The organism is Flammeovirga sp. SubArs3, from assembly GCF_947387565.1.
Classification (GTDB): Bacteria; Bacteroidota; Bacteroidia; order Cytophagales; family Flammeovirgaceae; genus Flammeovirga; species Flammeovirga agarivorans.
Genome location: NZ_CANDOA010000007.1, coordinates 80609 through 93454 on the forward strand (window position 1 = coordinate 80609; position 12846 = coordinate 93454).

The following is a 12846-nucleotide window of genomic DNA, read 5'->3' on the forward strand; positions in this document are numbered from 1 at the left end:
ATGGCTTGTGATGAAAAAAATCAAGCGAGTTATTCATTATTAAGATTGTTGCTTTAAATATAGAAAAGCACAATTTGTCGATTATATTTGTCAAATGATTATAATATCATTTCAAGAATCGAACATGCAATATAGGGTCTTTTCTTAAGTAGATAAACTTAATCAAATAAAATTCATTTTATAAAAGCAAATAATTATCGATAAGACGGTCAAAATAAACGATATGTTCAATTACAAGAGCATTAAAAGAATCAGTACAATGGCATGCATTGTAAGCTGGCTTTTATTGCTAATGATTGGTGTAAGAGAACAGTATCTAACCGATTATAATATTCCTCATGCTCCATTCCCTTCTTTTGTAAAAGGTTTAATTCTGAACATCTGGATTATTAGCTCTTATTTTATTATTTGGCTTTTCTTTCAACCAAAAGAACGTGATTTCCAAGGGTTGCTCTGGCAGATATTCGTGGTCGCATTACTTTCCACATTGCTGTCTATGGGTGTAAACCTTTTACTCACATGGCTTAGGGATGAGATGAAATACAACCTCCCCTTCCTTTATGCCATATTCTTCCATGTAGAATTCACCTTATTGATGACACTGCTTATCAGTACTTTTGTCACCTGGAAGAAGCTTATTCTCTTTGAGCAAACTCGATTTACACACTATACATGGCTATTATTTGAGATCTTTTTAGGGATCACAATGCTAGCTCACTTCTTTAGAATTGGAACAATTGATGTTTACTTCAAAATTCCAATTTTCTTCTTAACAGTATGGATTTTAGTTATTTCTGTGAATGTAAGATGGGTACCTCACCTCAACTTTCAACAGAAGATTCAAGGTATTTTTAAGCTAGCATTTATCATGTTGGCTTTAAGCTATTTTGTGGCTAGTTTCCAATTTTACTTTTATGAGCAGTCTTTAATTTCGGACGATTTAATTAAAAATCTCTTCCCTCTTACATTATTGATTTTTGTTTTTGTCTACGCAGCATCTTCAACATTATTTATGCTGTTTAGTTTACCTACCTCTTCGGTATTTGAGAAAAAAGAACAAGAAATCAGTAGTTTTAGAGATTTAAGTTTAGCGGTTCGAGATGGTAAAAAAGATGCTGATGTATACAAAGTACTTCTCAATAGTTCTCTAAAAAGTATACAAGCAGATGCCGGCTGGATCATGGATAATGATTACAATGTGAAAGTTGTCACAGGAATTACAGAAGAAGACATCAAAATTGTATTACAAGACTTAAGAGATGCTAGTTATGAAGGTCAGGCACCTTCGAAACTAAATTTCCAGCCTTACTTTAAAAAAGAAAACGCCAATAGGAATTATAGATCTATACTTGCACTTCCTATCATTGTTGATCAAGAAGTAAAAGGGTCATTGATTCTTGTAAAACGACTTCATAATTCTATCGATTCAGTAATGCAAGCAACTGTTAGTACATACGTTGCTCAAGCTGGTATCGCTTTATTTAATTTAGACTTACTCTCTAAGGCCGTTAAAAATGAGGTATACAAAAACTCAATGCAGATTGCTAAGCAAACGCAAGAAGCCTTAATGCCAAAGAGTCTTGAAATCAATGAAAATATAGAAGTGTATGTCACTTGGGAACCTGCAATTGTTGTGGGTGGTGACTATTATGATATGCACCGTCTAAATGATAATGAAGTAAGTTTTATTATTGCTGACGTATCTGGAAAAGGCCCTAAAGCTGCTTTCAATATGGCTCAAATGAAAGGTATTTACCAATCTTTAGCAAGGGAGGAGAATATTTTACCAAGCGAATTCTTCACCAAAGCAAATGCAGCCTTAACAGGATGTATACAAAGAGATACCTTTATTACTGCCACATACCTTCATGTAAATACAGAAGAGAAGAAAGTAGATTTTGCTAGAGCAGGACACTGTCCTACATTATACTATAATGCAGAAAGTAGAGAAGCAACTTTCTTGGACAACAGAGGACTTGGACTTGGTATAGTTAGAAACAATTCTTACAAAAAGTTCATCCATAATCACGAAATAAAATACAACCATGGTGACTTGCTTGTTTTATATACTGATGGTATTACTGAAGCAAGAAGTAAAAATGGTGTAGATGAATATGGTTATGAGCACATGCAAACCATCATCGAAAATAACAACAACCTACCATTAAAAGAGATTGCTAATAAAATCTTGGAAGACATTTATGCTTTTATGGGTAAGAAAGCGATGGACGATGATTTCACACTCTTACTCATCAGACTATAGGAATAATTATCCTTAAATAATCCGTTATCTTTTACTTCTTGTCCTTTACTTCTTAGTTCTTACTCATTTTAATGCTATTTTTGTCGCATTAAAACACAGTTATGGAAGAACAAACAAACAAGATTCAGCCACTTAAATTTATTCGCCCAGACTTATTTCAAGTCGGTGCCGTTTTTGGTGCAATCGCAGCCATTGTCTGCTTTTTATATATCATCTTATTATACACTTTAGACGTCAATTCTTTTGGCCGTTGGAAGAATGTGTATTTTCCTATATACGGTTTATTTTTTGCTGGTGGAATGACCTATTTCCGTTTAAAGAGAAATAATGGAAGATTACTTGCCCCTCAAGGAATTCTAATTGGCGTTACTTTAAATATTGTAGCATCCACTCTATACGGTATTCTTCTACAATTGATATTAAGTACAAAAGGTATCGGTGCAACCATGCTTCAAAGACATTCAGCAGACTTAAAAAGACTTTTAATAGAAGGAAGAGAAATGATTGTTGAATCTATTGGAGAAGCTGAGTATCTTAAACAAATAGAAGGCGTTGAGCAACTTACCCCTGACGTTTTGGCAGTAGATCAAGCATTTGGTATGCTATTTTTAGGGTTCTTCTTAACGTTCTTATTTATGTTGATTATCAAAAAGAAATAATTTTATACATGTCATCCATTTCAGAAAATCTTAAAAAATTCAACCAAGAATTAGAAGGTACTCCTTGTAAACTTGTTGCAGTAAGTAAAACGAAACCTGTCGAAATGTTACAGGAAGCTTATGATGCAGGACAACGTATCTTTGGTGAAAATAAAGTACAAGAACTGGTTGACAAAAATGAAGTTCTACCAAAGGATATTCAATGGCATATGATTGGTCATTTACAGAGAAATAAGGTAAAATATATTGCCCCTTTTATCTCTTTGATTCATTCTATTGATAGCCCAAGGTTACTAAAAGAAGTTCAAAAAAGAGCAGAACAAAACGATCGTATTATCGATGTATTATTACAGATATACATTGCTAATGAGGAAACTAAATTTGGATTCGATAAGGAAGAAGTTAAAAATTTCTTATCTTCAGATGAGTTTCAATCTATGAAAAACGTACGAGTGGTTGGTGTTATGGGTATGGCAACTAACACATCAGATCAATCACAAGTGAAATCAGAGTTCGCATCTTTAAAATCTCTTTTTGATGATTTAAAAGCAACATTCAACCATTTAGATAATATTGATCTTCAAGAAATCTCAATGGGTATGAGCGGAGATTACAAAATTGCAGTAGAAGAAGGCAGTACAATGGTACGTGTTGGTAGTGCTATTTTCGGTGCTAGAAACTATGGCAAATTGTAACATTTAAAGATTTTATACGTTTAAATACATACAAAATATTATCGTTTATCAAAATGAGAGAGACAAACTATCAATCGTACGGTCGTTATCAACATTCTGAAAAAGATGTGATTAATGTACAAAACTCATTCATGACTAAAGTTTATGGTTGGATGAGTGGTGGCCTTGCAATTACTGCTGCAACATCTATGTTTATTGCCAATTCATATGATACTATGATGATGGTAGCCAACATGAGATGGATATTAATTATTGCCCAATTAGGTTTAGTATTCGCATTAAGTGGAGCCATTAATAGAATGTCTTCTGCTACAGCTACAATTCTATTCCTTGCTTATTCAGCATTAACAGGAGCAACATTATCTAGTATATTTTATGTTTATGACCTCAACGCAATCGTCAGTACTTTCTTTGTAACAGCAGGTACATTCGTTGCCATGAGCGTTTACGGTATGACCACTAAAAAAGACCTTTCATCAATGGGTAGTTTACTTATGATGGCTCTTTTAGGTTTAATTATTACTTCTATTGTAAACATATTTATTGCTAGTTCAACATTATACTGGCTAATTTCTGGTGTAGGTGTATTAATCTTCGTTGGGTTAATTGCATATGACACTCAAAAATTAAAAGAAATGAGCCATGCTATCTTAGATGGTGAATCGGCTAAGAAAATGGTTATTCTTGGTGCTTTAAGTTTATACTTAGACTTCATCAACCTTTTCTTATTCTTACTAAGATTTTTCGGTGGTTCTAGCAGAGACTAGAACATCTATTAATATTATTAATAAGAAAGTCACCTGCTTTTAAAGTAGGTGACTTTTTTATTATGATCAATTTCTACATCTCAGCATGAATTGATTTTATATTAGGCTGCAAAGCCGGATCAAATACCGCTCTCAGTTTTCTATCCTCAGTAATATACAAATGGAGATTATTTAATGATGTCTTGCCAGGTTCAACTAAAAATTCATATTCTGATGATTGGTGACCTATATCTTCAACTTTTTGCTCTTGAAGATTCCATGCAAAATCTATTACTTCTGTTTCTAAAACCAAACGAATAGATACTAAACTATCTGCCTGTCTTGTCAATGTGATATAGCTATCTCCATAAGTTGTTGTTGTAAGAGAATCTACATCGGCAACACCATCATATTGAAATCCGGTAATCAGATACTGTCCCACCACATTTTCAGAAACGTTTGAAGACACCTCAGCATCATCTGCTAATTGATCAAAACAACTTGTAAAAATAAATAAGGGAATAAATACTAATAAGTGGGTAATAGAATATTTTTTCATAGCAATAGAATCGTTCATGTATCTCGAAGACAACTTTTCTAACGAAATAATTCTTTTTTACACTGAATACTCAAAACACACACATGTAATGTAAATAAATGAAAACAAGTCAATTAGCTTACTCTAATTAGTAATATAACAGAATAGAATATTCACTTATCAGAATTCAACACGTAATAAAATGATATAAATAATTGATAGACAACTGTTTTTATATCATTTTTAATGGTTGATTACTAATACAGGAGTGCGTAACTTTCCTCCAAAAAACAAGAATTTTGAAGTTTATAGATTTAAATGCTGATTTAGGTGAGGGGTTTCCATATGACGAAGAACTACTTCAATTGGTCTCTTCTTGTAATATTGCTTGCGGAGGACATGCAGGAACTACTGCTTCAATGTCAACTACAATTGCTCTAGCCAAAAAGTATCATGTAACTATTGGTGCACATCCTTCTTATCCAGATAAAGAAAATTTTGGTAGAAAAGTGATTGACATTTCTACTAATGAATTAAAAAGTACCCTAACTCAGCAAATTCAACAGCTTATTGAACTCGCAAAGCTTCAGAATATAAATGTGGAGTATATTAAACCTCACGGTGCTTTATACAATAAAGCAATGGTTGATATACGCACTGCAGAAGTTATTGTTCAAGTAGTTTTAGCAATCAATCCAGAGCTTCCTATCTTGGGTATGCCCAATTCGGAATTAGAAGCTATATGTCTAAAGAATAACATTACTTTTATTAAAGAGGGATTTGCTGATAGAAAATATACAAATGCTGGTCAGTTAGTCGCTAGAAGTCAGAATGGAGCTGTTATTCATTCATCCACTGAAGTTTGGGAGCAAATTGACCAAATGATATCACTCCAACAGGTCAATACTATTGATCAACTGTCTATTGATATGAAAGTTGATAGCATTTGTTTCCATGGAGATACGCCTGAAGCTTTAGCACTTCTAAAATATGTACATCAACAATTAACTGAACACTCTTCAAGTATTCAATCATTTATACAGGATGGAAATTAAACCATATGGAGAAAGTGCTTTGATCATTCAGTTCGAAAACGAAGTGTCTTTAAAAATTCATCAGCAAGTAAAAAGTTGGTATAAGCACCTTCTATCGATTAATATAAAAGGTGTATTATCCATTATCCCTGCTTATACTTCTATTACCATACTTTTTGATTCTAAACACCAACAATTTTCTTCCCTAAAAGAGCTGTTAGTCTCTCTAGATATCCCTACGATACATCATTCCAAAAGTAAGATTGTAGAAATTCCTGTATGCTATGACGAGCAGCTCGGAATAGATATTAATGAAGTGAGGCAAAGATTAGGATTATCTATTGAAGAAATTATTCAACATCATACTTCAACTACCTATACGGTTTATATGTTGGGGTTCTCTCCTGGGTTTATGTATTTAGGAGGTTTAGCCCCTCAATTGTTTATTCCAAGAAAAAATGTTCCCCGATTAAAAATTCCAGCTGGAGCAGTCGGATTGGCCGATCAACAAACAGGTATTTACCCACAAGCAACACCAGGAGGTTGGCAGATAATAGGTCAGACACCTATCTCAATTTTTTCTGTGAATAAGTCTCCTTTAATTCAAATGGGTGATCAGGTAAAGTTCAAACCCATAGACTTATCAACATATCAACAATTAAAATCGGAATAAATGAGTTTTGAAGTGATAAAACCTGGCTTGATGACAACATTTCAGGATGGTGGTAGATTTGGTGTCCAAGATCAAGGTATTCCTGTTTCTGGTTTTATGGATGAGTCTTCTGCTCAAATTGCTAATTCAATCCTTGGTAATGCACCGAATGCACCAGTGTTAGAAATGTGTCAAATAGGATGCACAATTAAGGCACTAACCGAATTTTCAGTAGCCTTTTTTGGAGCACATATGGGTATTAATTTAAATAAATATGCGGTCCCTCAAGGTAAAGTTATTGTTTTAACAACAGGTGATATTTTAGAAATAGGCTTCTCAAAACAAGGCGTTTATGGTTATCTAGCCTTTAGCGGTATACCACAATTGGAGAAAGTTTATGAAAGCTATTCCACTTACCTTCCGGCCCAATTTGGTGGCTTTTATGGACGTACTTTACAAAAAGGAGACATTATTAGGCTCAGCAGACACGAAGTACTAAAGAATAGTTTTAGTGTAATTAAGCCTCAAAAATTTAATAAAGAAGCTTCTTTACAAGTTTACCAAGGACCTGAATGGAATATTCTTCCTGATTCGTCAAAACAAAAACTTATCAACACTTCATTCACAGTTTCTAAAGATATCAACAGAATTGGATATAGATTAGAGGGAGACGAAATTGAATTAGGACAACAAAAAGAAATAATTTCTTCTGGAATGGTAAAGGGTACTGTACAAATCACAAGCTCAGGCACGCCAATAATAATGATGTCTGATGCACCCACTTCTGGCGGATACATCAGAGCATTAAATTTATCTGCAAGAGCATGTGATCAATTAGCTCAAATGCCTGTAGGTTCAATTATAAAATTTCAATTATAAAAAAAGGAGTAGAATCGATAAAGACTCTACTCCTTTGAATAAATAACTAAAGGCTATTTCTAACTTTTAATTATTGTTTATTTAATTATCCCATAAATGGATACTTGTAATCTGTTGGAGGAACAAATGTTTCTTTTAATGTTCTTGGAGTTGTCCAGCGCATTAAGTTAATAGCAGAACCTGCTTTATCATTTGTACCTGATGCTCTAGAACCGCCAAAAGGTTGTTGACCAACAACAGCACCTGTAGGCTTGTCATTGATGTAGAAGTTACCTGCAGCATTCACTAATTTTCTAGTTGCATACTCAATCGCATAACGATCTTGTGAGAAAATAGCACCTGTAAGAGCATAAGTAGAAGTATTATCGACTAAGTAAATTGCCTCATCGAAATACTCCGCATCGTAAACATAGATTGTAACGATTGGCCCAAAGATTTCCTCTACCATAGACTCGTAGTTAGGGTCTTTAGTAACGATAATCGTTGGCTCTACGAAGAAACCTTTCGACTTGTCATATCCACCACCTGCGATAATTTCACACATGTCAGATTCTTTTGCTCTCTCGATATAACCTGCACACTTATCAAAAGATCTTTCGTTGATCACAGCTGTGAAGAAGTTTTTGAAATCGTGTGGAGTACCCATATGGTTTTTGATGATATCATTAGCATCATCAATGATATATCCTTTTACTTCATCCCAAATGTTATTAGGAACATATACACGAGATGCAGCAGAACATTTTTGACCTTGGAATTCAAATGCACCGCGAGTAATCGCTGTTGCCAAACCTTTTGGTGTAGCAGATTTGTGAGCCAAGATAAAGTCTTTACCACCTGTTTCACCTACGATACGCGGGTAAGTCTTGTACTTCTCAATGTTGTTACCGATAGTAGCCCAAAGATCTTGGAATACACCTGTAGAACCTGTAAAGTGAAGACCTGCAAAATCAGGGTGATTAAAGATTACGTCACCAGCGTCTGGGCCAGAAACATAAACTAAGTTGATAACACCGTCAGGTACACCTGCTTCTTTAAATACTTCCATCAATACATTTGCAGAGTAAATTTGATCGTGTGAAGGTTTCCAAACGATTGTATTACCCATCATTGCTGGAGCTGTTGGTAAGTTACCTGCAATGGCTGTAAAGTTGAAAGGAGTTAAAGCAAAGATAAATCCTTCTAAAGGACGGTATTCTGATCTATTCCACATGCCAGGAGCTGATTCAGGTTGATCCTGATAGATCTCTGTCATGAATTTTACATTGAATCTTAAGAAGTCGATCAATTCACATGCTGAATCAATCTCTGCTTGATGTGCAGTTTTAGATTGTCCGATTACTGTAGCAGCATTAATTTTTGCTCTGTAAGGACCCGCTAATAAATCAGCAGCCTTTAAGAAAATTGATGCACGGTGTTCCCAAGACATTTCAGCCCAAGCTTCTCTAGCGCCTAAAGCAGCGTTGATTGCCTGAGTCACATGGTCTTTATCACCTTTGTGATACTCACCTACTACATTTTGGTGATCGTGAGGAGATACACATGTACCTAAATTGTTAGTACGAACTTCCTCAGAGCCAATGTACATTGGAATGTCAATCTTTTGCGTTGACATCTCATTAATTGTAGCTTGTAGTGCTTCACGCTCAGGAGTACCCGGCGCATAGCTTTTGATAGGTTCGTTTACAGCCTTAGGTACGCTGAAAAATCCTTTTGCCATGATGTAATTTTTATGATATGTGAATATTCTTATTTAGTATGCGGTCGTATGTGATGGAACCGTTTACTTGAAAGTGATACAAATGTATGAATTTGAGCGTGATATTCATCATTTACTCAAAATATTAAGAAGTGTTTTATCATTTTTTATTGATACAAATTCGCTTGTGCCTATTTTTTATTTTATAATGAACCAGAATTAGTAATCGAAATCAATCACAACCATGCAGATTAAAACCTACCATCCATCTAATAAAGAAAGACTTATAGAAATTTTTCATTCTAACTGTCCAAAGTACTTTGACCCGAACGATGAAGAGTATTTAATTGACTTTCTTGACAATTACACTGATGAAAATTACTATGTAGTTGAAAATGAAAAAGGTAATATTATCGGGTGCGGCGGTTATTATACCAAAAAAGATCATCATGGTATTCCATGGGTTATGTTTGAAAGTAAAAGTATTGGAGCAGCACAACTACTTTCGGTTTCAGATACTTTTTATAAAGAGATTGAAAATAAAATACTGGCAGAAGGTAAAGGGCTAGATATTAACATCAATACTACCCAGCTTATGGAAAAGTTATTCAATAGATATGGCTTTAAAACCTACGAAATAATAAAAGATGGTTTTGGAGAAGGGTTGGATGAGTATAAAATGAAGAAACAATTCTCCTAATTCTCAAAAAAATTAAAGTAAAGCCTAGAATTGTTGATCAAACAAAACAATTTCTACTATTTTGAAGTAAGCTATTCTAAGAGCTTAATAAATTTGTAATTTCATCATCATACCTACCACCTTGAAGCAGCATTCAGAAGCTTACGTAGAAGAAGAAATCGCCATTTATGGTGCAAGAGAAAATAACCTGAAAAACTTTGATTTAAAGTTTCCAAGAAACAGCCTTGTTGTAATTACAGGAGTTTCTGGTAGTGGAAAATCATCCTTGGCCTTTGATACCATTTATGCCGAAGGACAAAGAAGGTACATGGAAAGTTTCTCTGCCTATGCCCGTTCTTTTATTGGAAATATGGAACGTCCTGATGTTGATAAAATTGAAGGTCTAAGTCCTGTTATTTCTATTGAACAGAAAACCACTTCTAGAAACCCTAGATCTACAGTAGGAACAACCACTGAGATCTACGATTTCTTACGTCTTCTCTATGCAAGAACAGCTGAAGCATTTTCTTATGTTACAGGGGAAAAGATGATCAAGCAAACTGAAGATCAAATCATTGAGTGGTTGATGAGTCATTTTGACAGCCATAAAATGGTGATCTTAGCTCCTGTTATCAAAGGTCGTAAAGGACATTATAGAGAGCTGTTTGTTCAACTTAGAAAACAAGGCTACAGCAAAGTAAGAATTGATGGCGAGATCCAGGATCTTGTACCAAAAATGCAAGTAGATCGCTATAAAACTCATGATATAGAAGTAGTTATTGACCGAGTTAAGGTAGATGAAAAGGACAAATTTAGAATTGCTCAATCGGTAAAAACAGCCATGAAAGAGGGTAAAGGAATCATCCTTTGCTATTTCCCTGATGCTCCTCAAAAAGAACAAGTAAAATACTTCTCAAAGTTCTTAATGGACCCTAAATCAGGTATCTCTTATGATGAACCTGCTCCAAACATGTTTTCTTTCAACTCTCCTTATGGAGCATGTAAAACATGTAATGGTCTTGGTGAAATTGAAGAAATCACAAAAGAAGCTGTCATTCCAGATGATACTAAAAGTATATCTGCAGGAGGTATTGTACCTCTAGGTGAATATCGTGATATCTATATCTTTAAGATGATTGAGCAGCACCTCAAACAAAGAGGTTTTTCACTTTCTACACCAATTAAAGATTTAAGTGATGAAGCTATTGAGGTCGTTCTACATGGTTCAGATGAAGAAATTGAAGTACTAAGTGCAAAAGATTCTAAGTACGATAAAGCATGGATTACGCAGTTTGAAGGTGTTATCCCCTTCTTAAAAAGACATGCAAAAAGTAGCTCAGAAAAAGTAAAGAACTGGGCTGAAGAATTTACTATCATCAAAAAATGCCCTTCTTGTAACGGTGCTCGTCTAAGAAAAGAGTCGCTACATTTCAAAATTGCAGATAAAAATATTGCAGAATTAGCCGAAATGGATATTAATTCATTTGGAGAATGGATCAGTAATGTAGACGATCAACTGACTGAAAGACAAAAAACGATTGGTAGTGAAATCCTAAAAGAATTACGCAAAAGAACTGGCTTCCTGATTGATGTAGGACTAGATTATCTCACATTAAATCGTTCGTTAAAGACGTTATCAGGAGGGGAAGCCCAACGTATCAGGTTAGCAACACAAATTGGCACTCAACTCGTGGGTGTTTTATATATTCTTGATGAACCTAGTATTGGATTACATCAAAGAGACAATGTAAAATTAATAAAAGCTCTTCAAGATTTAAGAGACTTAGGGAACTCTGTCATTGTTGTCGAACACGACAAAGACATGATGTTAGCATCTGATTATATTCTCGATATCGGACCAAGAGCCGGAATGTACGGAGGAAATGTAGTTGCGGCAGGTACACCAAAACAGTTTTTAAAACAAAAATCAACAACTGCCGATTTCCTAAGTGAGAAACTTAATATTGAAGTTCCAAAAGAAAGAAGAGCAGGAAATGGTAATACTATATCACTCAAAGGGGCCAATGGTAACAACCTTAAAAATGTTTCTGTAGACTTCCCATTGGGTAAGATGATAGTGGTAACAGGAGTTTCCGGATCTGGTAAATCAACCTTAATTCATGATACTTTATATCCAATTTTAAATCAGAAAATATATAAATCTAAAAAGGCTCCTAAAGAATATAAAGAGATTACCGGTTTAGAATTTGTCGATAAGGTGATTGAAGTAGATCAATCTCCAATTGGTAGAACACCTAGGTCCAACCCTGCCACATATACTGATATGTTTACAGAGATCAGAGCCTTATTTACCAACTTGCCTGAATCTAAGATAAGAGGCTATAAGCCTGGTAGGTTCTCCTTTAACGTTAAAGGTGGTCGTTGTGAAACTTGCCAAGGTGGTGGTAAGAAACTCATTGAGATGGATTTTCTTCCTGATGTATATGTAGATTGCGAAGACTGTAAAGGAAAACGCTACAATAGAGAAACACTAGAAATTAGATACAAAGGAAAGTCGATTTCTGATGTTCTCAACATGACGGTATCACAAGGCATAGAATTCTTTGCTGCTCACCCTAAAATTTTAAGAAAGCTCACTGCTCTAGAGCAGGTAGGTCTTGGATATATCACTTTAGGACAACATGCAACTACGTTATCTGGTGGTGAAGCACAAAGAGTAAAACTTGCTACTGAACTGTCTAAAAAGGACACAGGCAAAACTTTCTATATTCTTGATGAACCAACAACAGGTTTACATTTTGAAGATATACAACACCTATTGAATGTACTTCATAAGTTAGTAGATAAAGGCAATACTGTCCTTGTTATTGAACACAACTTAGATGTTATCAAAGTGGCAGATCATATCATCGATCTTGGACCTGAAGGTGGTAAAAGTGGTGGTACGATTGTAGTGGAAGGTACTCCAGAACAAGTAGTAAAAAGTAAGAAAAGTTATACTGCCAAATTTCTTAAAGATGAAATGAAAAATTCATAAGATA

Annotated in this window: 11 protein-coding genes; 9 read left to right on the forward strand and 2 right to left on the reverse strand. The window is 34.6% G+C overall.

Features of this window, described 5'->3' with window-relative positions; all coding sequences use genetic code 11:
* Positions 1–259 precede the first annotated feature (259 nt).
* The 4 genes from QL232_RS19110 (at position 260) to QL232_RS19125 (ending at position 4384) form a co-directional block, all read left to right on the forward strand.
* A complete protein-coding gene (locus QL232_RS19110; protein ID WP_281615394.1) occupies positions 260–2263 on the forward strand; it encodes a PP2C family protein-serine/threonine phosphatase in 2004 nt (667 codons plus the stop codon).
* Positions 2264–2364: 101 nt separating this feature from the next.
* Positions 2365–2922 (forward strand): DUF4199 family protein, encoded by a 558-nt coding sequence (locus QL232_RS19115; RefSeq protein ID WP_281615395.1) that lies wholly within the window; start codon positions 2365–2367, stop codon positions 2920–2922.
* 8 nt (positions 2923–2930) lie between these two features.
* Entirely contained in the window at positions 2931–3617 is a 687-nt protein-coding gene (locus tag QL232_RS19120; protein ID WP_168883821.1) for a YggS family pyridoxal phosphate-dependent enzyme, read from the forward strand.
* Between the two features lie 53 nt (positions 3618–3670).
* On the forward strand, positions 3671–4384 hold the full coding sequence (locus QL232_RS19125; RefSeq protein WP_168883820.1) for a Bax inhibitor-1/YccA family protein: 714 nt from the start codon (positions 3671–3673) through the stop codon (positions 4382–4384).
* Between the two features lie 73 nt (positions 4385–4457).
* Here QL232_RS19125 and QL232_RS19130 read toward each other — a convergent pair whose 3' ends face one another.
* Positions 4458–4922: a hypothetical protein gene (locus QL232_RS19130; protein ID WP_168883819.1), complete on the reverse strand. Its 465-nt coding sequence runs from the start codon at positions 4920–4922 to the stop codon at positions 4458–4460.
* A gap of 278 nt (positions 4923–5200) precedes the next feature.
* On the opposite strand from QL232_RS19130, the gene pxpA reads away from it, so the two are divergent.
* The 3 genes from pxpA to QL232_RS19145 are packed head-to-tail and all read left to right on the forward strand — an operon-like array spanning position 5201 to position 7466.
* The gene (pxpA, locus tag QL232_RS19135) at positions 5201–5956 is read left to right on the forward strand and encodes a 5-oxoprolinase subunit PxpA (RefSeq protein WP_281615396.1); all 756 of its coding nucleotides are present in this window, start codon (positions 5201–5203) and stop codon (positions 5954–5956) included.
* Positions 5946–6608, forward strand: coding sequence for a 5-oxoprolinase subunit PxpB (gene pxpB / locus QL232_RS19140; RefSeq protein ID WP_281615397.1), 663 nt, complete (start codon positions 5946–5948; stop codon positions 6606–6608). Before pxpA ends, pxpB begins: the two co-directional genes overlap by 11 nt.
* Positions 6609–7466, forward strand: a complete 858-nt coding sequence (locus QL232_RS19145) for a biotin-dependent carboxyltransferase family protein (RefSeq protein WP_281615398.1) — start codon at positions 6609–6611, stop codon at positions 7464–7466.
* Between the two features lie 85 nt (positions 7467–7551).
* On the opposite strand, the gene pruA is transcribed toward QL232_RS19145, so the two are convergent.
* Positions 7552–9186, reverse strand: coding sequence for an L-glutamate gamma-semialdehyde dehydrogenase (gene pruA / locus QL232_RS19150; protein ID WP_168883815.1), 1635 nt, complete (start codon positions 9184–9186; stop codon positions 7552–7554).
* 223 nt (positions 9187–9409) lie between these two features.
* Here pruA and QL232_RS19155 point away from each other — a divergent pair, with 223 nt between their 5' ends.
* Together QL232_RS19155 and uvrA are read left to right on the forward strand one after the other, a co-directional pair.
* Positions 9410–9865 (forward strand): N-acetyltransferase, encoded by a 456-nt coding sequence (locus tag QL232_RS19155; RefSeq protein WP_281615399.1) that lies wholly within the window; start codon positions 9410–9412, stop codon positions 9863–9865.
* Between the two features lie 121 nt (positions 9866–9986).
* Positions 9987–12842 (forward strand): excinuclease ABC subunit UvrA, encoded by a 2856-nt coding sequence (gene uvrA, locus QL232_RS19160; protein ID WP_281615400.1) that lies wholly within the window; start codon positions 9987–9989, stop codon positions 12840–12842.
* Positions 12843–12846 lie beyond the last annotated feature (4 nt).